This is a genomic window from Rhodococcus sp. NPDC127527, assembly GCF_042672245.1.
GTDB lineage: Bacteria > Actinomycetota > Actinomycetes > Mycobacteriales > Mycobacteriaceae > Rhodococcus_G.
This window is the reverse complement of record NZ_JBHXVP010000014.1, coordinates 112569-133771: the sequence shown is the minus strand read 5'-3', so window position 1 is coordinate 133771 and position 21203 is coordinate 112569. Positions and strand designations below refer to the sequence as shown.

Sequence of the window (21203 nt, the reverse complement as noted above, 5' to 3'; positions counted from 1 at the left end):
CCGGCCCCCCCTAGTCTCCCCACGGCCACGCCGGCCCCCCACGGTAGGTGGTGGTGCGCGGCGGCCTGTGCTGTTGTAACAACCACCACGCACCCCCCCCCCCCACCACTGCGGCGCAGCCGCCTACAGCCCGAGCAGGGCGTTCTCGACGACTTCGGTCAGCGCGGGATGGATCCAGTACTGACCGAGGGCCATCTCCCGCGCGGGCAACCCGAAGCTCATCGCCTGGATCAGCGGCTGGATGAGGGTGGATGCCTGTGCGCCGATGATGTGCGCGCCCAGCAGCTGTCCCGTGCCGCGGTCGGCGATCACCTTGCACAGGCCCTCGTCGTCCTCCATCGCCCAGCCGTAAGCGACGTCGGCGAACCTCTGGACCTTCACCGCGATGTCGTGCCCGCGCTCGCGGGCCTGATCCTCGGTCAGTCCGACCGTGGCGATCTGCGGGTCCGTGAACACCGCCGACGGCACGAACCGGTGATCCGTGCTGACCAGTGGCTCGTCGCCGCTCCACGCGTCGCGCAGCAGGTTCGCCTGCACCACCCGCGCCTCGTGGTTGGCCACGTGCTTGAGCTGGTGCGGTGAGGAGACGTCACCGAGAGCGAAGACGCCCTCGGCGGTGGTGCGCTGGAACTCGTCGACCACGACCCGGCCGTCGGTGTGGACGGCGATCCCCGCGGACTCGGCCCCGATCCGATCGCCGTTCGGGGTGCGCCCCGTCGCCACCAGCAGGGTGTCACCGGTGACCACCGTCCCGTCCGCGAGCGTCACCCGCACCTCGCCGGGACCACCCGCGACCTCGGTCACCGAATTGCCCAGGTGCACATCCCATTTCCGCCGCGCCAGGTCGGTGAACCGCTGCGAGACGTCGGTGTCGAGATCGCGCAGCAGGCGCTCGCCCCGGCCGATGATCGACACCCGGCTACCGAAGGCGGAGAAGACGTGCGCGAACTCGGACGCGATGAACCCGCTCCCCACGATCACCAGGTGCTCGGGCAGTGCCGGCAGCCGCATGATGTCGTCGTTGGTGAAGTACGGGACGCCGCTGCGGCTGATCTCGTCGGGGACGATCGGACGCGAACCGGCCGCCACCACCACCTGGTCGGCGGTGATCACCTCCCCGGTCCCGGTTCGGATCTCCCGCGGACCCACGAACGTGGCGTATCCGGAATACAGTGTGGTGTTGGGGTTCTCGTCGCGCCGGTAGCGCTCGCCGCCCGCCGAGATCGGGTCGATCCGGTCGAAGACCCGGTCGACGATGTCCGACCACCGCACCTTCTCCACGCGCGCGTCGACGCCGTACCGGCTCGCGTGCTGTATCGCCCGCGCCACCTCGGCGGCGTAGACGAACATCTTTGTCGGGATGCACCCGACGTTCAGGCAGGTGCCGCCGAAGGTTCCGCCCTCGAGAATGGCCACCCGCATGTCGGCGAACCGGTCGTCGAGAATTGTGTTGCCGGAACCGGATCCGATGATCGCGAGATCGAAGTGGTTCACGCGCCCTGCCCGTCCAGCCAGCCCAACCACTGGTCCACCTCGTCGAAGGCCTGCTTGCGCGGAACCTCGCGGGACAGGAACACGTCGTGCCGGGCCCCCTCGATCGGCACGATCGTGGTGCGGTCGCCGAGGCAGCCCGCCCACTTCGCGATCTGCTCGACGTCGAGGATCAGGTCCGCCACCTCGGACTTCTCCGTGTACCGCAGGGAGTAGTGCGTCGCCTTGGACCGCAGGATCAGGGACGGGACACCGATGTCGAGGCCGCGGTGCAGGCGGGCGTGACCGCGCCGGATCGCCCGCATCCATCCGAAAGTGACGGGAAAGCCGGTCAGCGGCTTCCAGTCGAGGTTGTAGTCCCACTCGCCACCGTGGTCGCGGTGCAGGGTCCGCCCGTACACGTCGGCGGGCGGCTGCTTGATCACCAGCTTCTCCTTCACCCGGCCGACCGCGTCGACCGCCACCGTGCCGACGCTGCGCAGGTAGGACGGGCCCTGCAGGTCGAACCACGGGCTGTTGAGGACGAGCCCGCGGACGCCCGCGCCTGCGCTGCCGCCGGGTCGCGCGTTGAGGCGGTCGAGCCACAGCGGCAGGATCAGCCCGCCGGTGGAGTGCGCGGTCAGCAGCACGGACCCCTCGCCGGCTCCACTCGAGTCCCCACTCGACCCGCCGACGTCCTCGCGGACGAGGGACAGCGCGCGGTCGAGCTCCGCGTCGTAGAAAGAGAGATCAGTCACGAAATGCGGCGTCTGGCCCGCGCGCAGGGACCTGCCGCACTTGCGCAGGTCCAGCGCGTAGAACGCGTAGCCCTGCTCGTGGAAGTGCTCCGCGAGATGCTTCTGGAAGAAGTAGTCGGTGAATCCGTGCACGTAGAGCACGGCGCGACGGGTGCCGGGGGCGTCCTCGGGGCGGTATCGAACCAGGGTAGCCAGGACGTCGCCCTCGCCGTCCGGATCCGCCCCGAGCGGGATCGTCAGCTGCTCATATCCTTCACCAAGAAGGTCCGGTGCCCATGTAGTCACAGATCACAACAGTAATGTGCGGGAAACCTCCCCGCAGGGGGGCACAATTGGGTGAGGTTAACGGCCCATATACGCCCGGGTAACCTGTCGGCTGCAGTCGGTGTGACTGCCCACTGCCAATGGACAAGGAAGTCGATTCTCCAGTGTCAGAAAACAACGCAGTACAGACCAAGACCGATGTCGTGCTCGTCGGTGCGGGCATCATGAGCGCCACCCTCGGCGCCCTCCTTCGTGAGCTGCAGCCGGACTGGTCGATCAGCGTGTTCGAGCGGCTCGACGCCGCCGCCGCGGAGAGCAGCGACCCGTGGAACAACGCGGGCACCGGGCACTCGGCACTGTGCGAGCTCAACTACACCCCGGAGAACGCCGACGGCTCGGTCGACATCGCCAAGGCGATCAACGTCAACGAGCAGTTCCAGGTCTCGCGGCAGTTCTGGGCCCACGCGGTCGAGAAGGGCATTCTCACCGAGCCCCGCGAGTTCATCAACCCGATCCCGCACGTGAGCTTCGTGCACGGCGCAGAGAACGTGAAGTACCTGCGGGCGCGGTACGACGCCCTCGCCGGGCACCCGCTGTTCGCCGGCATGGAGTACACCGAGCGTCCGGAGGAGTTCGCCCGCCGCCTGCCGTTGATGGCCAAGGGTCGCGACTTCTCCGACCCCGTCGCGCTGAACTGGACCGACGGCGGCACCGACGTCGACTTCGGCGCGCTCACCAAGCAGCTGCTCGGCCATGTCGGCGCCTCCGGCGGACTGGTGTACTTCGGTCACGAGGTCACCGACATCTCGAAGCAGTCCGACGGCACCTGGGACGTGAAGGTCCACAACCGTCGCACGGGCGCCCGCCGGAAGGTCAACGCGAAGTTCGTGTTCGTCGGCGCGGGCGGCGGTGCGCTGCACCTGCTGCAGAAGTCCGGCATCGCGGAGGCCAAGGGCTTCGGCGGGTTCCCGGTCAGCGGCGCCTTCCTGCGCTGCACCAATCCCGAGCTCATCGCGCAGCACCGCGCCAAGGTGTACGGCAAGGCGGCCGTCGGCGCGCCGCCGATGTCGGTGCCGCACCTGGACACCCGCGTCATCGGCGGCAAGCCCGGACTGCTGTTCGGCCCCTACGCCGGCTGGTCGCCGAAGTTCCTCAAGGAGGGCCGGGTCACCGACCTGCCCGGTTCGGTCAAGCCGAACAACCTGCTGTCCATGCTCGGCGTGGGTGTCTCCGAGCTCGGTCTGGTGAAGTACCTGGTCAGTGAGCTGACCAAGTCGGAGGCCGGCCGCATCGAGACCCTGCAGGAGTTCGTGCCGAAGGCGCTCGACAAGGACTGGGAGCTCATCACCGCGGGGCAGCGCGTCCAGGTCATCCGCCGGGCCAAGGGCAAGGGCGGCGTGCTCGAGTTCGGCACCGCGGTGGTCAGCGCCGCGGACGGCAGCATCGCCGGCCTGCTCGGCGCCTCGCCGGGCGCCTCGACCGCGGTCCCCGCGATGCTCGACGTGATGCAGCGTTGCTTCGGCGAGCAGTACAAGGCCTGGGAGCCGCAGCTCAAGCAGATGGTGCCCTCGCTCGGGGTCAAGCTCTCGGACAACGAGTCCCTCTTCCGTGAGGTGTGGGACTGGTCCAACCGCGTGCTGCAGCTCGAATCCTCGGACGCGGTCGCCACCACGGCCGCCGCCGTCTGACCCAGGCACACCGAACCGCCGCCGTCATCGCGCCCACCGGGCGCGGTGGCGGCGGCGGTCGTTGCGCCCGATAGAGTCACCCTCGAACAATGTCCCTGCCGCGGGGAAGTCCTGTGCAAGTCAGGCACGGTCCCGCCACTGTGACGGTGCCCGACCCGGTCGGGAGCCGGAGTCAGATCGCCGCGGTAGAGGATCGACTCCGACCCTCGGCGCGGACACCGGGGAGTGAAGGGAATTGCACTGTGGCACAGCTGAGTTCGATGACGCAGACCCGTCCGGAACCGGGCTTCCCGTTCAGTGCGATCGTCGGCCAGGACCAGCTGCGGCTCGCACTCACGCTGTGCGCGGTGCATCCCGGCATCGGCGGTGTGCTGGTGCGCGGCGAGAAGGGCACCGCCAAGTCCACCGTGGTCCGCGCACTCGCCGCGCTGCTGCCGCCGGTGTCCGGAGACGACGGGACGCGGCCCGCCCGGCTGGTCGAACTGCCGGTCGGTGCCACCGAGGACCGCGTGGTGGGGTCGCTGGACCTCGAGAAGGTCCTCCGGGACGGCGAGCGGGCGTTCCAGCCCGGACTGCTGGCTGCCGCGCACGACGGCGTGCTCTACGTCGACGAGGTGAACCTGCTGCACGACCACCTGGTCGACGTGCTGCTCGACGCCGCCGCGATGGGACGCGTGCACATCGAGCGCGACGGCGTCTCGCACTCGCATCCGGCCCGATTCGTGCTGGTCGGCACCATGAACCCAGAGGAGGGTGAGCTGCGCCCGCAGCTGCTCGACCGGTTCGGGTTGGCCGTCGACGTCGCCGCGTCGCGGGAGGTGGACACCCGCATGCAGGTGGTGCGCCGCCGGCTCGACTTCGAGTCCGACCCCGCCGCCTTCGCCGCCCGATACGCCGACCAGGACCTCGCCCTGGCCCAGCGGATCGCGGCCGCGCGCCAGGCCCTCGCCGGTGTCGAGCTGAGCGACACCGAACTGCGCCGGATCGCGGCCCTGTGCGCCTCCTTCGACGTCGACGGCATGCGGGCCGACCTGGTGCTCGCCCGGACCGCCACCGCGCACGCCGCGTGGCGCGGCGCGACGGCGGTCACCGAGGAGGACGTCCGGGTGGCCGCCGAGCTCACCCTGCCGCACCGGCGTCGCCGCGACCCCTTCGACGAGCCGGGCCTGGACCCGCAGCAGCTCGAGGACGCCATGCGTGACGCCGCCGAGCAGGCGAACCAGCCCGAGCCGGAGCCCGACCCCGACGGACCCGGCGGCGGCGCGCCCGCGCCCGAGTCCGACGGGCCCGCGTCCCCCGGCGATGCCCAGCAGTCCGCGGAGCCGAGCGAGAGCGAACAGTCCGGCCCGGCTCGCGCCCCCGAGCGTCCGGCCGCCGCGCCGTCGGCACAGTTCAAGACCCGACTGCTGACCATCCCCGGAGTCGGCGAGGGTGCGCCGGGGCGCCGTTCGCGCTCGCGCTCGCAGCAGGGACGGGTCGTGCGCTCGACCACCACGCCCGGTCGCGGCCTGCACCTGGTCGGCACGCTCTTCGCCGCCGCCGAGCACCAGGTCTCCCGTGGCCGTACCGAAGGTCCGATGGTGTTGGTGCCCAAAGATATTCGTGGAGCGGAACGCGAGGGTCGGGAGGGCAACCTGGTGGTCTTCGTGGTCGATGCGTCGGGCTCGATGGCGGCGCGCGACCGGCTCTCCGCCGTCACCGGTGCGGTGATCTCGCTGCTGCGGGACGCCTACCAGCGCCGCGACAAGGTCGCCGTGATCACCGTGCGCGGGACTGCCGCGGAACTCGTGCTGCCGCCGACCTCGTCGGTGGACGTGGCGGTGCGTCGACTCCGGTCGCTGCGCACCGGCGGCAGGACCCCGCTCGCCCAGGGCTTCCTGAAGGCGCGTGAGGTGGTGCTCCGCGAGAAGGTCCGGGACCCGCAGCGTCGCGCGATGGTCGTCGCGCTGACCGATGGACGGGCCACCGGCGGAACCGATCCGGTGCACCGCGCCCGGGTCGCCGCGGGCCTGCTGGCCGACACGTCCGTGGCCTCGGTGGTCGTCGACTGCGAGTCCGGCATGGTCCGGCTCGGCCTGGCACGCGAGCTGGCCACCGCCATGCGCGGCGCGTACGTCCGGATCGACGAGCTGTCCGCGGAGCGGGTCGCGGGCGTGGTCCGGGCCGGCGCCGCGGCATTCGCGGCCTAGATCGTCAACGCGCCAGAGAAGGAGTTGCACTGTGCCCAAGGGAGTTCCGCTTCCCGAGTCCGTCCCCGACGACGGTTTGACCACCCGCCAGCGTCGCAATGCACCGGTCCTCGCCGTGCACACCGGCGCGGGAAAGGGGAAGTCGACGGCCGCGTTCGGAATGGCGTTGCGCGCCTGGAACCAGGGCTTCGACATCGGGGTGTTCCAGTTCGTCAAGTCCGCCAAGTGGAAGGTCGGCGAGGAATCGGCGTTCCGCGCGCTCGGTGAGCTGCACCAGTCCACCGGAGTCGGCGGGCCCGTGCAGTGGCACAAGATGGGCGAGGGCTGGTCCTGGACCCGCAAGAAGGGCGACGACGAGGATCACGCGCGGGTCGCCCTGGACGGGTGGCGCGAGGTGGCCCGTCGAATCGCCAACGAGGAACACAAGTTCTACGTGCTCGACGAGTTCACCTACCCGCTCAAGTGGGGCTGGGTCGACGTCGACGAGGTGGTGCAGACACTGCGCGAGCGGCCCGGCAACCAGCACGTGGTGATCACCGGTCGCGACGCCCCGCAGGCCCTGATCGAGGCCGCCGACCTGGTCACCGAGATGACCAAGGTCAAGCACCCGATGGACGCCGGACGCAAGGGGCAGCGGGGCATCGAGTGGTGATGGAGCCGAGCGGAGCGACGAGGAATGTGACAGCGGGGTCGGTTCCTGCGGTGGTCGTCGCCGCGCCCGCCTCGGGTAGCGGAAAGACCACGGTCGCAACGGGTCTGATCGGCGCCCTGCGGGCGGCGGGCGACGCGGTGGCGCCGTTCAAGGTCGGCCCGGACTACATCGACCCGGGCTACCACGGCCTCGCCGCCGGCCGCGTCGGCCGCAACCTCGACCCCGTCCTGGTCGGCGCCGAGCGGATCGGGCCCCTGTTCCGGCACGGCTCCGCGGGCTGCGACATCGCCGTTGTCGAGGGCGTGATGGGCCTGTTCGACGGCAAGATCGCGGACCCGGCGCCCGACGGCGCGGCGGAGGGCTCCACGGCTCAGGTCGCGGGCCTGCTCGGTGCCCCGGTGGTTCTCGTCGTCGACGCCCGCGGCCACAGCCAGTCCCTCGCCGCGGTCCTGCACGGTTTCGCGACCTTCGACTCCGGTGTCCGGATCGGCGGGGTGATCCTCAACCGGGTCGGCAGTGCGCGGCACGAGCAGGTGCTGCGGCAGGCCTGCGACCGGGTCGGTGTCCCGGTGCTCGGTGTGGTGCCGCGGCTCGCGGAACTGTCCGTCCCGTCCCGGCATCTCGGCCTGATCACCGCCGTCGAACACGGCGGCGCCGCGACCGCGGCGGTGGACGCGATGACCGAGCTGATCGCGACCCACGTCGACCTGGGCGCGGTGCGCTCGCTGGCCCGCTCGGCGGTGACCGCGCCGGCCTGGGACCCGCGGGCCGAGGTGGGCGAGCCGGTACCGGGCGCCCCGGTGGTCGCGGTCGCGGGCGGGGCGGCGTTCACCTTCGGCTACGCCGAGCACCGCGAACTGCTCGAGGCCGCGGGTGCGCGGGTGCACGTGTTCGATCCGGCTGTCGATCAGTTGCCCGAGGGCGTCGCGGCGCTGGTGCTGCCCGGCGGCTTCCCCGAGGAGCACGCCGCGGACCTGGCAGCGAACACGGCGCTGCTGACGACGGTGCGGGAGCTCGCGCGGCGCGGGATGCCGATTCACGCGGAATGCGCGGGCCTGCTGTACCTCTCGCGGCGGCTGGACGGGCATCCGATGGCGGGGGTGATCGGCGTCGACGCATCCTTCGGCGGCGCGCTGACCCTGGGCTACCGGGAGGCGGTCGCGCTGGGGGAGTCGGTGCTGTTCGAACCCGGCCAGCGGGTGGTCGGCCACGAGTTCCACCGCACCAGCCTCGCGGCCACCGCGGTGGACGGCTGGTCGCCCGCGTGGGGCTGGAGAGCGGCGGGCGCATCGGCGCGCGAGGGGTTCGCGGGCGGCGGCGTGCACGCGTCGTACCTGCACACGCATCCCGCGGGCAGTCCGTCGTCGGTTCGACGTTTTGTCGGTGCGGCAAGGGAATTCGAGGTGCGCAGTGGATAGCCCGGGGCGCGGTGACCTGGTGGTCGGCATCGGCCTGCGGGACGGCGTCGGTCCGGACGCGGTGCTGGACGCGATCAGTGCCGTCGTCGACGACCCTGCCGATCTGCACGCGCTGGCGACGCTCGAACGCAAGGCGACCGAGTCGTCCGTCGCGATCGCCGCAGCCGAACTCGGTGTGCCGGTGCTCGGCTTCACCGCCGACGAGCTCGCGGCGGTCGAGGTGCCGACGCCGTCCGGTCGGGTCGCCGCGGAGGTCGGCACCCCGAGCGTGGCCGAGGCCGCCGCGGTGCTCGGCGCGGGCGGCGGTGACCTGCTGGTGCGCAAGCGCGCCCGCAATGGCGTGACGGTCGCGCTCGCCCGTACTGTTTGGTAGTCCGAAGACCTGAAGGAGAGCGCAGTGCCAGCAGCGGCCGGAGACGAGACGAACTACCTCGTCGGCCTGAACCTGACCGACCGCCGGGTCGTCGTGGTGGGCGGTGGGACCGTCGCGCAGCGTCGCCTCGGCCTGATCGTCGCGTCCGGGGCGAAGGTGCACGTGATCGCCCGCACCGTCACACCCGCGGTCGAAGCGATGGTGACCGGCGGCCAGATCACCGCCGAACTGCGCGACTACACCGACGGCGACCTCGACGGCGCCTGGTACGCCATCGCCTGCACCGACGAGCCGGACACGAACGCGGCCGTGGTCGCGGAGGCGGAGCGCAACCGGATCTTCTGCGTGCGCGCCGACAGCGCCCGTCAGGGCACCGCCGTCACGCCGGCCAGCGCCTCCTTCGACGGGCTGGAGGTCGGCGTGCTCGCCGGCGGCCAGCACCGCCGCTCGGCCGCGGTGCGGACCGCGATCGTCGAGGCGCTGCAGTCCGGCACCCTCACCGACGAGGAGCCGCACGCTCCCGGCGTCGCGCTCGTCGGCGGCGGACCCGGTGACCCCGATCTGATAACCGTCCGCGGCCGCCGGCTGCTCTCCCGCGCCGACGTCGTGGTCGCGGACCACCTCGCGCCGCAGGAGCTGCTGGCCGAACTCGCGCCGCACGTCGAGGTCATCGACGCGTCGAAGCTGCCGTACGGCCGGGCGATGGCGCAGCAGGCCATCAACGAGACGCTGATCGAGGGTGCGCGGGCCGGCAAGTTCGTGGTCCGGCTCAAGGGCGGCGACCCGTACGTGTTCGGGCGCGGCTTCGAGGAGGTCGAGGCCTGCGCGGCGGCCGGCGTCCCCGTGACGGTCGTGCCGGGCATCACCAGCGCCATCTCGGTGCCGTCGGCGGCAGGCATCCCGGTCACCCACCGCGGCGTCACGCACGAGTTCGTCGTCGTCAGCGGACACGTCGCGCCCGATCACCCCGACTCGCTGACCGACTGGTCGGCGCTGGCCCGGCTCCGGGGCACCCTGGTGCTGCTGATGGCGGTCGAGCGGATCGAGAAGTTCGCCGCCACCTTGATGGACGGCGGACGTCCCGCGGACACCCCGGTGACCGCGATCCAGGAGGGCACGACGCGCTCGCAGCGGGTGCTGCGCGCCGACCTCGCCACCATCGCGGCGCGCGTTCGCGAGGAGAACATCCGGCCGCCGGCGATCATCGTGATCGGACCGACCGCGGGGTTTGCTGTTGACGCTCGGTAACGTGGACTCCCGTGTCTGATTCCACCGCTGTGAAGTACCCGGTCACCACGCGGGCCTTCGGGCTCGCGATCATCGTGCTCAGTGGCCTGCAGTTGATGGTGGTGCTGGATGGAACCGTCGCCAACCTCGCCCTCGCCCGGCTGCAGTCCGACCTCGACCTGAGCGACAGCGGCCGCAACTGGGTGCTGACGTCGTACGCGTTGGCCTTCGGCGGCCTGATGCTGCTCGGCGGCCGGCTCGGGGACGTGTTCGGCCGCAAACGGATGTTCATCTCGGGCGTCGCGCTGTTCACGGTGTCCTCGCTGCTGTGCGGGTTGGCCGTCAACGAGGCCACCCTGGTCGCCGCCCGCGCCCTGCAGGGCGTCGGCGCCGCGGTCGCCTCGCCGACGGCCCTGGCCCTGGTCGCCACGACCTTCGCGCCCGGCCCGGTGCGCAACCAGGCGATCGCCATCTTCGCCGCGATGACCGGTGTCGGCTCCATCGCGGGGCTGGTGATCGGTGGCGCGCTGACCCAGGTGTCCTGGCGGTGGATCTTCCTGATCAACGTTCCCATCGGCCTGCTGATCGTCGCCCTGGCCGTGGTCGCCCTCGTCGAGACCGGCAGCGAGCGGATCCCGCTCGACGTGCCGGGGGCGATCCTGGCCACGGTCGGGTGCACGGCGATCGTGTTCGGGCTGTCCGAGGGGCCCGAACTCGGCTGGGGCAGCGCGGCCGTGATCGGTGCGCTGATCGGCGGAGTGCTGTTGCTGGGCGCGTTCCTGCTCGTCGAGCGCAACGCGAAGAACCCACTGCTGCCGCTGACGCTGTTCGAGAACCGGGACCGGGTGGCGACCATCCTCGCGATCTTCTTCGTCGGTGCGGTGATGTTCTCGGTGGCCGCGTTCGTCGCGCTGTTCGTCCAGGACGTGCTCGGCTACACGCCGTTGAAGGCGGGCCTGGCGTTCATCCCGTTCGCCTTCGGTCTCGGCGCGGCGGCCTTCGTCGCGTCCAAGCTGGCGGTCCGGATCCAGCCTCGGTGGCTGGTCGTCGCGGGCGCGGTGATCATGGTCGTCGGGCTGCTCTACGGCTCCACCTTCGACAGCTCCGCGACGTATCTCGGCAACCTGTTCGTTCCGGTGATCGGCATCGGATTCGGCGTCGGCCTGGCGGTGGTGCCGCTGCCGCTGTGCGCGATCGCAGGCGTCGGGCCGTCGGACATCGGTCCGCTCGCGGCGATCGCTCAGGTCGCGCAGACGCTCGGTGGCCCGCTCGGACTCGCGGTGATCGGGGCGATGGCGACCTCGCGGACGCTGTCCCTCGGCGGCGTGTCCGGCGCGGCGGCGGACATGAACCCGGCGCAGCTCGCCGCGCTCGGCGACGGCTACACCTTCGCCCTTGTCGGCTGCGCGGTGGCGGCGGCGCTGGCCGCGATCACGGCGCTGTTCATCCGGCTCAGCCCCGAGCAGGTCGCGCAGGCGCAGGAGGCGGAGAAGGCCGCGCAGCAGTCCTGACCGGCCGCGGGCGACCCGGACAATTCGCTCGCCAAGGGGCGGCGGCGTCGGTAGCGTCGGCTCGGTGCTCCTGACACTCACCGCCACCGCGACGGGCGACTTTCCCGATGCCTCCGATCTGGGCTACCTGCTCCACAAGCATCCCGATCGGGTCCAGGCCTTCGACCTCTCCGTGGGGACCGCGACGGTGTTCTACCCGGAGTCCACGCCGGCGCGCTGCACGGTCGCGATGACGCTGGATGTCGATCCCGTCGAGTTGGCGCGCAGCAAGTTTCGCCGCGGGGCGGACGGGTTCGCGCTGGGGCAGTACGTGAACGACCGCCCCTACGCGAGGTCGTCGATGCTCGCGGTGGCGATCGCGCGGGTGTTCAAGTCCGCCCTCGCCGGGACGCTCGCCTCGCGTCCCGAACTGCCGCTCACGGCGTTGCCGCTGCGCGTCACCGTTCCGGCGGCGCCGGCGCGCGGCGGCCGCGACCTGCCCGGCCGGCTGTTCGGGCCGCTCGGCTGGGAGGTCACCGCGGATCCGGTGGCGCTGGACGAGTCGATCCCGCAGTGGGGCGACTCGGCGTACGTGAGCCTGACGCTCACCGGCACGCTGCCCGTGTCCGCCGCGCTGCGGCACCTGTACGTCCTGCTGCCGGTCCTCGACGACGTCAAGCACTACTGGGTCGGCGAGGACGAGGCCGACAAGTTGGTCAGGGCGGCGGGGGACTGGCTCGGCGGCCACCCGGAATCCGGGTTGATCACCTCGAGGTACCTCGCGCACCGCCGCGAACTGGTCGCGTCGGTCGTCGAACGGCTGGACGACGGGGCCACCGGGGAGCCGGACGAACCCACGGTGACCAATGTGGGCCTCGCGCAGCTGCGTCAGGACGCGGTGCTCGCCGCCCTCGAGAACCTCGGCGTGGCAAGGGTCGTCGACGTCGGTTGTGGCGAAGGCAAACTGCTGCGCGAACTGCTCGCGCGTCCGGCCTTCACCCGGATCGTGGGCGTCGACGTCAGCGACGCGGCGCTGCGCAAGGCGGAACGCCGGCTCGGGCTGGGCGAGCTGCCCGACCGTCAGCGGGACCGGATCGCGGTGCTGCAGTCGTCGGCCACCTACCGCGATCGGCGCCTGCACGGGTTCGACGCGGTGGTGCTGATGGAGGTCGTCGAGCACGTCGACCGGTCCCGGCTGCCGGCCCTGGTGCGGTCGGTGTTCGCCGACATGAAACCGAGGGTGGTGCTGGTGACCACCCCCAACGCCGAGTACAACGTGCTGTACCCGAACCTCGAACCGGGTGCATTCCGGCACCCGGATCACCGATTCGAGTTCACCCGAACGCAATTCGCGTCCTGGGCCGGTGAGATCACCTCGGAACACGGCTACGACGTCAGTTTCAGCGGGATCGGAGAGTTCGACGCCACCCACGGCGCGCCGACCCAGATGGCCGTGTTCACCCGACAGGAAGTTGCCGCATGAGTGTCCTCGAGATTCCCGAGCCGTCGCTGGTCGTGCTCGTCGGCATCAGCGGGTCCGGCAAGTCGACCTTCGCGGCCGAGCACTTCGGTCCCTACGAGGTGATCTCCAGTGACCACTGCCGCGGTCTGGTCAGCGACGACCCGAACTCGCAGGCGTCCACCGCCGACGCGTTCGAGGTGCTCGAGTTCATCGCGTCGAAGCGTCTGCGCGGGGGCCGGCTCACCGTCGTCGACGCGACCAGCGTCCAGCCCGCCGCCCGCAGGAAGCTGATCGAACTGGCGCGCGGTCAGGACCTGCTGCCGGTCGCGATCGTGCTGAACGTGCCGGAAGCGGTGTGCGCCGAGCGCACCGCCGCCCGCGGGGACCGGGCGTTCGACCGTGCGGTGCTGCGGCGGCAGCACCAGCAGCTCACCCGGTCGCTGCGCGGGCTCGCCCGCGAGGGCTTCCGTACCGTGCACGTCCTCGACGGCGTCGATGCGGTCGCGTCCGCACGCATCGTCCGTGCGCCGCTGCGCAGCGACCGTCGCGCGCTGCCAGGACCGTTCGACGTGATCGGCGACATTCACGGTTGCCGCAGCGAGCTCGAAACACTCTTGGGCGCTCTGGGATACGAGGTGCTTCGGGACGAGCACGGCCGAGCGGTGGATGCGGTTCCGCCGAACGGGCGTACCGCGGTGTTCGTCGGCGACTACGTGGACCGGGGCCCGGACTCGCCGGGGGTGCTGCGCCTGGTGATGGGCATGGTCGCGGCGGGACACGCGCTCGCGGTGCCCGGCAACCACGAGAACAAGCTGGTGAAAGCGCTGCGCGGCAGGAAGGTCAGCCTCACGCACGGGCTCGAGGGCACGCTCGACCAGCTGGCCGGCGAGTCCGAGGAGTTCCGCACGCGGGTCGCGGAGTTCTGCGACGGGCTGGTAGCGCACCTCGTGCTCGACGAGGGCCGTCTGGTCGTCGCGCACGCCGGGCTCAAGCAGGAGTACCACAACCGGGCCTCGGGGCGGGTGCGGAGCTTCGCGCTGTACGGCGAGACCACCGGCGAGACGGACGAATTCGGGCTCCCGGTCCGCTACCCGTGGGCCGAGGACTACCGGGGTGACGCGGTGGTGCTGTACGGGCACACCCCGGTGCCGGACGTGCGGTGGGTGGGCAACACCGCGTGCCTCGACACCGGCTGCGTCTTCGGTGGTGCGCTGTCGGCGATGCGGTACCCGGAGCGCGAGGTGGTCTCGGTGCCGGCGGAGCGGGAGTGGTACCCGCCGGCGAAACCGGTTCGCCTGTCCGGCACCGATCCGCTGGCCCTGGACATCGACGACGTCCTCGGTGTCGGCGGGGTCGACACCTCGCTGCACGGACGCGTGAGCGTGCGGCCGGAGAACGCGGCCGGCGCCCTCGAGGTGATGAGCCGCTGGGCGGTGGACCCGCAGTGGGTCAACTACCTACCGCCGACGATGGCGCCGTGCGCGGCGTCCACGCGCCCCGGTCTGCTCGAGCATCCCGCCGAGGCCTTCGCGGCGTACCGAAAGGCGAAGGTGGACACGGTGATCTGCGAGGAGAAGCACATGGGGTCGCGGGCGGTGGCGCTGGTGTGCCGGGACGCGTCCGTGGCCGCGCGGCGGTTCGGTGCCACGGACGGCCTGTCCGGCATCGTGTACACCCGCACCGGCCGGCGCATGTTCGACGCTGCGCAGACCGGACAACTGGTCCAGACGATGGGGACCGCGGTCGGCGCGGCCGGGGTCTGGGAGGAACTCGGGACCGACTGGGTGCTGCTCGACGCCGAGTTGCTGCCGTGGTCGGCGAAGTCGGAGTCCCTCCTGCGGTCGCAGTACGCCGCCGTGGGTGCGGCCGCGCGCGCGGACCTCGCCGGCCGGCGGTCGGTGCTCGAGGCGGCGGCGGAGCGCGGTCTCGACGTCGCGGATCTGGTCGAGCGAACGCGCGGCCGGGCGGACGACGTCGCGCGCTACGCCGACGCCTACCGGCGATACGTGTGGCCGACCGACGGTCTCGACGGGGTGCGGGTGGCGCCGTTCCAAGTGCTGGCGACCGAGGGCGCCGGCCACCGCGACCGCGATCACGGCTGGCACCTGGCCGTCGCGGATCGGCTGGTGGACGCGGCGCCTGAGCTCTTCACCACGACGCGTCGGATCGTCGTCGACCTGGCGTCGGCCGAGTCGGAGGCGGCGGGCGTCGCGTGGTGGGAGGAGCTGACGGCAGGCGGCGGCGAGGGCATGGTGGTCAAGCCGTTCGCCAACGGGTCGCACGCGGGTTCTCGACGCGCTCAGCCCGGCATCAAGGTGCGGGGCCGCGAATACCTGCGGCTGATCTACGGTCCGCACTACACCGAGAAGGAGAACCTCGACCGGCTGCGCAACAGGAGCCTGGGGCACAAGCAGTCGATGGCCCTGCGTGAGTACGCGCTGGGCATGGAGGCGGTCGACCGGTTGGTGAAGGCCGATCCGCTGTGGCGGATCCACCAGGCGGTGTTCGCGGTGCTGGCGCTCGAGTCTGAGCCGGTCGACCCCCGGTTGTAGGCGTCTGCGCCTAGGTCAGGATGACGAGCTCGGTGGGAGAGGCGATCTCGACGGTCAGGCCCGCCTTCGAGGCGACGCGGGCGACCCCCTTCACGTCCGTCGGCTCGGCGCGTGAGACGACCAGGGCGCGCGCGAGCAGGCCCTTGTGGTGCTTGTTGAAGTGGCTGACGACGGACCGGGTGCCGTCCGGCTTCTCGGTGAGGACGGTCGCGACGACCGCGCCGGGCACGGGGCCGAGCTGCTGGTACGTGCCCGAGCGCAGGTCCACCACCAGGCCGTCGGCCTCGGCCTCGAGCGCGGAGGTCAGTTCCGGTTTCCACAGCGCCGCGAGGGTGCCCATGCCCGGCAGCTTCGATCCGCCCGACAGTCGGTACGCCGGGATGGGGTCGCCCGCGCGCACCACCCCGAACAGGGCGGACCCGATCGCGAGCCGGGTCAGGGCCTTCGCCTTCTGTGTGCGGGTGAAGGACCTCGCGTCCAGGGCGTCGAACAGGACGCCGGTGTAGCGGTCGAGCGCCGGTCGGGTGGGGGAGGTCCACAGCGCGGCGTTGCGGGCGATCTCGTCGGCCTGCCCGGCGCTGAGCCCGAGGGCCGCGCTGGAGGCCTCCTCGTCGGCGGCCAGCTCGACGAGCGTGTTCACCAGCAGCTCGCGGGTCGCGGTGAGCTTGGGCAGCGCCAGCTCACCGAGGTCGAGCGGGGCGCCCTTGCCGCCGTCGGACTTGGTCTCGGAAGGGGGCAGCAGTACCAGCACGGGCGCCAACCGTACCGGGCGCGACGGTCGCACGGTTGGGCGCATCGAAACGGGTCCGGCCCCCGCTCACGAGAAGCGGAGGCCGGACCGGGTGTGCGGGGGTCAGCCGCGGAAGGTCACCGGGGTCTTGGTGTCCTGGGTGCGGTCGGGGGAGCCGTGGGCGGCGACCGTGTAGATCGAGCAGGTGTTCTTCAGGCAGTCGGAGCTGCCGGCGACGGCGGCGACGTCGATGTTCGCGGTCCAGGCGCCGTTGACGATGTCGGCGGCCTTGAGCCACTTGGTGGTCATCCACGCGGTGGAGTCCGTCGCCGAGTACTTGCTGTCCTGGATGAGACCGACGTAGAGGCCGGAACCGGCTCCGGAGAATCCGGCACCCGAGACGGTGATGGTCTCGCCGGCGGCGGCGATGTCCGTCTTCTTGGACACCGTGACCTTCGGACCGGCCGGCTCCACGGGCCCCGGCCCCTGGGGGTCGGTGCCCTCGCTGCCCGGGAAGAGTCCGCCGAGCGACCCGGTGTCGAGGCCGGCGAGCAGGTCGGTGTTGATGCCCTGGAGGGCCGGCAGCTCGGTGCCGATGCTGGCCGTCGAACCGAGGTCGAGCTTCAACGGGGTTGCCGCCGTGGCGATGCCGACCGGCAGCGCGGAGACGAGTGCGACGGCGGCCGCCGCGACGGCGACCTTGTGGAACGTGCGCATGATTCTTCTTTCGTGAGTGGGGGTTAACGATGAAGTGGCTCCGGATTCCGGATTAGAACTTAGGTAAAGCTAGCCTAAATTTGCAACCCCTACGTTTTGCGTCGACGCATCGCGGTGGTCGTCGCGACCGCGATCGCGGCGCCGAGACCGCCGCCGACCAGCAGCGGCAGGATCCAGCCGGCGGGCCCGTCCAGTGCACCGGAGAGGCTGCGGAGCGCCGTCGGAGTCGAACTCGAGGATCCGCCGTCGCCCGCGGCTGCGTCCTCGTTCGGGTCCACCGCGGCGTCCGGGTCGTCGCCGAAGCTCACCGGGGTCTTGGTGTCCTGACTGCGGTCGCTCGAGCCGTGCGCGGCGATCGTGTAGACCGAGCAGGTCTTCTTCGTGCAGTCCGAATCGCCCTTGACTGCAAGGACATCCGCTGTGGTGGACCAGGCGCCGTCCATGATCCGGTTCGGGGTGATGAACGCGGTGGTCATCCAGGCGCCCGCGTCCGTCGTCGAGAACTTGTCGTCCTGGATCAGGCCCACGTAGACGCCGGGGCCGGTGGCGGCGAAGCCGGTGCCCGAGATGGTGATCGTCTCGCCGTCGACCTTCAGCCCCCGCGACTTCGACAGCGTGACGGCGACCGCCTTCGCCGCGTCGCCGCCGGCCGCGCCCTTGGCCGGCGGCGCGGTGACCGTGCCCGGCGCGACACCGCCGACGAAGCTCACCGGCGTCCGCGAGTCCTGGCTGCGGTCACTCGACCCGTGTGCCGCGACCGTGTAGATCGAACAGGAGTTGCGGACGCAGTCGTATGCGCCCATCGCCGAGGGGAGTTCCGCGGTGATGGACCAGTTTCCGCCCGCGATGGCGTCCGGCTTCAGGAAGGCGGTGGTCATCCAGACCGAGGCGTCGGTGGAGGAGAAGACGTTGTCCTGGACCAGCCCGACGTACAGGCCCGGTGCCGCGCCGGAGAATCCGGCGCCCGAGATGGTCACCGTTTCACCGGCGGGATCGAGCTCGGCCGACTTCGACAGCGTCACCGACAGGCCGGGGTTGGACGCGATCGCCCCGCCGCCGGGGGCGCCGCCGCCCGCACCGCCACCGCCGGTATCGGTGCCGCCGTTCGTGCCGCCGGGGCCCGTGCCGGCCGGGGGTTCGGCCGGGGCCGGGGCGCCCGCGAACGTGATCCGCGTGACGGTGTCCTGGCCGCGATCGGGCGACCCGTGGGCGGCCAGGGTGTAGACCGCGCACGCATTGGCCATGCAGTCGCTGCCGGCGAACGCGGACGACACGTTGAGCGTCGTCGACCATGATCCGCCCGGCATGTCCGTCGGTTTCACGAACTTCGCATCCTGGAACACCGACGCGTCGGTGGTCGAGTACCGGCTCATCTGGGCGACGCCGATGTAGATGCCCGTACCCGAGGTGGAGAACCCGCGCCCGCTGACGGTGATCGTGTCACCGGCCGGGTTGAGGCCGCTGGTGCGATCCGCCGTGACCGCCGGCCCGTTGCCGGTCGGCGGCTGCGTCGTGGGCGGCGGCTTCGTGGTGGTGGTCGGCGCCGGTGGCGTGGTGGTGGTCGGCGCCGGGGGTTTGGTGGTAGTGGTGGCCGCGGGCTTCGTGGTCGTCGGCGCCGGTGGCTTGGTCGTGGTTGGCGCCGGCGGCTTCGTCGTGGTGGTCGGCGCCGGTGACTTGGTGGTTGTGGTCGTCGGCGCCGGGGTGGTCGTGGACGGCGCCGGGGGCGTCGTGGTGGTGGTCGGTGCCGGCGTGGTCGTCGGAACTGCCGCGGCGAACGTGACCGGGATCCGCGTGTCCTGCGAGCGGTCCGACGATCCGTGGGCGGCGACGGTGTAGATCGAGCAACTGCTCGCCGCGCAGTCGGACCCCGCGCCGACGGCCGTCACGTCGAGCGACGTCGACCACCGGCCTCCGGTGATCTGACCCGGTTGCACGAACACCGTCGAGATCCACGCGCTCGCGTCGGTGGGCGTGAACCGGCTGTCCTCGACGAGCCCGACGTAGATGCCCGGACCGTCGGTCTTGAACCCGGACCCCGAGACGGTGAGGGTCTCGCCGCCGGCGCGCAGGCCGGTCGTTCTCGATGCCGACGTCACGGGCGGGCCGTCGACGTCCGGGGCCGCGAAGGCGACCCCCGCCGAAGCCGACCACACCACGGCGACCGCCGCTGCCCCGAGGGCTGCACTGCTGAACGCGCGCATCCTTCTTCTTTCTGGTCACAGCCGCTCCGGTGGGGGCGGCAATCGGACGAACGCGACAGAGGTTAGCCTATGTTTAGCAAGGAGAGGCTAACCTGGGTTCGGATTTCGCACGGCCTCGCACGCTCGACCACTGCGCCCACGGTCGGCCTCGCAGGCTCGACCACTGCGCCCACGGTCGGCCTCGCAGGCTCGACCACTGCGCCCACGGTCGGCCTCGCAGGCTCGACCGACTAGGCTCCTGGGTTGTGATCACGCGCCTGTCTCAGCTGTTCCTCCGCACCCTCCGCGACGATCCGGCCGACGCCGAGGTCGCCAGCCACAAGCTGCTGGTTCGTGCCGGCTACGTCCGCCGCATCGCGCCGGGCGTCTACTCCTGGCTGCCGCTGGGCCTGCGGGTGCTGCGCGAGGTCGAGCGCGTGGTCCGTGAGGAGATGAATGCGATTGGCGCGCAGGAGATCCTGCTTCCCGCGCTGCTCCCGCGCGAGCCCTACGAGACGTCGAACCGGTGGACCGAGTACGGCGCCGGCCTGTTCCGCCTCAAGGACCGCAAGGGCAACGACTACATGCTCGGCCCCACCCACGAGGAGCTGTTCGCCCTCACCGTGAAGGGCGAGTACAACTCGTACAAGGACTTCCCGGTCACCCTGTACCAGGTGCAGACCAAGTACCGCGACGAGGAGCGGCCGCGCGCCGGCATCCTGCGCGGACGCGAGTTCGTGATGAAGGATTCGTACTCCTTCGACCTGACCGACGAGGGCCTGGCCGCCTCCTACCGGGCGCACCGCGACGCCTACGAGCGCATCCTCGCGCGGCTCGGCGTCAAGTACGTCATCGTCTCCGCGACGTCCGGCGCGATGGGCGGCAGCGCCTCGGAGGAGTTCCTGGCCGAGTCCGAGATCGGCGAGGACACCTACGTTCGCTGCCTCGAGTCGGGTTACGCCGCAAACGTCGAAGCGGTCAAGACGCTGGCTCCCGCCGCGCTGCCGATCGAGGGACAGCCCGAGGCGACGGTCTACGACACCCCGGACACCCCGACCATCGACTCGCTGGTCGGCTGGGCGAACGCCACCGGCGTCGCCGAGAAGATCGGACGCACCGTGACCGGGGCCGACACCCTGAAGAACATCGTGGTCAAGACCCGTGTGCCGGGCGGCGAGTGGGAGCTCCTCGGTATCGGCATCCCCGGTGACCGGGAGGTGGACGAGAAGCGCCTCGAGGCGGCGCTCGAGCCCGCCGAGTACGTGCTCATCACCGAGACCGACTTCAAGAACAACCCGTTCCTCGTCAAGGGCTACATCGGCCCGAAGGCGCTGCAGGCCAACGGCGTTCGCTACCTCGTCGACCCGCGCGTGGTCGAGGGCACCAGCTGGATCACCGGCGCCGACGAGGAGGGCAAGCACGTCGTCGGACTGGTCGCCGGCCGCGACTTCACCCCGGACGGCACCATCGAGGCCGCCGAGGTGCGTGACGGCGACCCCTCGCCCGACGGCGCGGGCCCGCTTGTCGCCGCCCGCGGCATCGAGGTGGGCCACGTGTTCCAGCTCGGCCGCAAGTACACCGACGCCTTCTCGGTCGACGTGCTCGGCGAGAACGGCAAGCCGGTCCGCCCGACCATGGGCTCCTACGGCATCGGCGTCTCGCGGCTGGTCGCGGTCATCGCCGAGCAGCAGCACGACGACAAGGGCCTGCGCTGGCCCGCCGAGGTCGCGCCCGCCAACGTGCACCTGGTGATCGCGAACAAGGACGAGACCGCCCGTGAGGGCGCCGAGGGTCTCGCCGCGGAGCTCGATCGCGCCGGACTGTCGGTGATCCTCGACGACCGCAAGGCCTCGCCCGGCGTGAAGTTCAAGGACTCCGAACTGCTCGGTGTCCCGCTGGTCGTCGTCGTCGGCCGCGGCTGGGCCGAGGGCAAGGTGGAGCTGCGGGGCCGGTTCACCGGTGAGTCCCGCGAGGTGTCCGCGGACAGCGCGCTCGCCGAGGTGCTGGCGGCCGTCCGCGGCTGATCCGCTCGC

Annotated in this window: 15 protein-coding genes and 1 riboswitch; of the genes, 10 read left to right on the top strand and 5 right to left on the bottom strand. The window is 71.4% G+C overall.

The annotated features are described in order from the left end of the window. Positions 1-123 precede the first annotated feature (123 nt). Both mtr and ACFVH2_RS21245 read right to left on the bottom strand, forming a co-directional pair. Complete coding sequence (mtr, locus tag ACFVH2_RS21250) at positions 124-1494, bottom strand: mycothione reductase (RefSeq protein WP_378426642.1); 1371 nt, start codon at positions 1492-1494, stop codon at positions 124-126. After that, positions 1491-2513: an alpha/beta hydrolase gene (locus tag ACFVH2_RS21245; RefSeq protein WP_378426644.1), complete on the bottom strand. Its 1023-nt coding sequence runs from the start codon at positions 2511-2513 to the stop codon at positions 1491-1493. The genes mtr and ACFVH2_RS21245 overlap by 4 nt, the downstream gene beginning before the upstream one ends. 119 nt (positions 2514-2632) lie before the next feature. On the opposite strand from ACFVH2_RS21245, the gene mqo reads away from it, so the two are divergent. From mqo to ACFVH2_RS21200, 9 genes are all read left to right on the top strand, one after another. Further along, positions 2633-4180: a malate dehydrogenase (quinone) gene (gene mqo, locus ACFVH2_RS21240; protein WP_378426646.1), complete on the top strand. Its 1548-nt coding sequence runs from the start codon at positions 2633-2635 to the stop codon at positions 4178-4180. A gap of 80 nt (positions 4181-4260) precedes the next feature. Then, positions 4261-4414, top strand: a riboswitch (adenosylcobalamin (AdoCbl) riboswitch). 26 nt (positions 4415-4440) lie between these two features. Continuing rightward, positions 4441-6369, top strand: coding sequence for a magnesium chelatase subunit D family protein (locus ACFVH2_RS21235; RefSeq protein WP_378426794.1), 1929 nt, complete (start codon positions 4441-4443; stop codon positions 6367-6369). A 31-nt stretch (positions 6370-6400) separates the two neighbouring features. Then, complete coding sequence (gene cobO, locus ACFVH2_RS21230) at positions 6401-7021, top strand: cob(I)yrinic acid a,c-diamide adenosyltransferase (protein ID WP_378426648.1); 621 nt, start codon at positions 6401-6403, stop codon at positions 7019-7021. Positions 7022-7047: 26 nt separating this feature from the next. Beyond that, on the top strand, positions 7048-8439 hold the full coding sequence (locus ACFVH2_RS21225) for a cobyrinate a,c-diamide synthase (RefSeq protein ID WP_378426650.1): 1392 nt from the start codon (positions 7048-7050) through the stop codon (positions 8437-8439). Continuing rightward, positions 8432-8812: a cobalamin biosynthesis protein gene (locus tag ACFVH2_RS21220; RefSeq protein WP_378426652.1), complete on the top strand. Its 381-nt coding sequence runs from the start codon at positions 8432-8434 to the stop codon at positions 8810-8812. Before ACFVH2_RS21225 ends, ACFVH2_RS21220 begins: the two co-directional genes overlap by 8 nt. Before the next feature lie 24 nt (positions 8813-8836). Next, positions 8837-10060, top strand: coding sequence for a uroporphyrinogen-III C-methyltransferase (cobA, locus tag ACFVH2_RS21215; RefSeq protein ID WP_378426654.1), 1224 nt, complete (start codon positions 8837-8839; stop codon positions 10058-10060). An 11-nt stretch (positions 10061-10071) separates the two neighbouring features. After that, the gene (locus ACFVH2_RS21210) at positions 10072-11550 is read left to right on the top strand and encodes an MFS transporter (RefSeq protein ID WP_378426656.1); all 1479 of its coding nucleotides are present in this window, start codon (positions 10072-10074) and stop codon (positions 11548-11550) included. A gap of 64 nt (positions 11551-11614) precedes the next feature. Further along, positions 11615-13012: a 3' terminal RNA ribose 2'-O-methyltransferase Hen1 gene (locus tag ACFVH2_RS21205; RefSeq protein WP_378426658.1), complete on the top strand. Its 1398-nt coding sequence runs from the start codon at positions 11615-11617 to the stop codon at positions 13010-13012. Then, positions 13009-15543 (top strand): polynucleotide kinase-phosphatase, encoded by a 2535-nt coding sequence (locus ACFVH2_RS21200; protein WP_378426660.1) that lies wholly within the window; start codon positions 13009-13011, stop codon positions 15541-15543. Before ACFVH2_RS21205 ends, ACFVH2_RS21200 begins: the two co-directional genes overlap by 4 nt. 10 nt (positions 15544-15553) lie before the next feature. On the opposite strand, the gene yaaA is transcribed toward ACFVH2_RS21200, so the two are convergent. From yaaA to ACFVH2_RS21185, 3 genes are all read right to left on the bottom strand, one after another. After that, positions 15554-16294: a peroxide stress protein YaaA gene (yaaA, locus tag ACFVH2_RS21195; protein ID WP_378426662.1), complete on the bottom strand. Its 741-nt coding sequence runs from the start codon at positions 16292-16294 to the stop codon at positions 15554-15556. A 102-nt stretch (positions 16295-16396) separates the two neighbouring features. Beyond that, entirely contained in the window at positions 16397-16990 is a 594-nt protein-coding gene (locus tag ACFVH2_RS21190) for a hypothetical protein (RefSeq protein WP_378426664.1), read from the bottom strand. Positions 16991-17079: 89 nt separating this feature from the next. Next, positions 17080-19191: a hypothetical protein gene (locus ACFVH2_RS21185; protein ID WP_378426665.1), complete on the bottom strand. Its 2112-nt coding sequence runs from the start codon at positions 19189-19191 to the stop codon at positions 17080-17082. Positions 19192-19436: 245 nt separating this feature from the next. Between ACFVH2_RS21185 and ACFVH2_RS21180 the strand changes: the two genes are divergently transcribed. Further along, positions 19437-21194, top strand: a complete 1758-nt coding sequence (locus tag ACFVH2_RS21180) for a proline--tRNA ligase (protein ID WP_378426667.1) — start codon at positions 19437-19439, stop codon at positions 21192-21194. Positions 21195-21203: the final 9 nt, after the last annotated feature.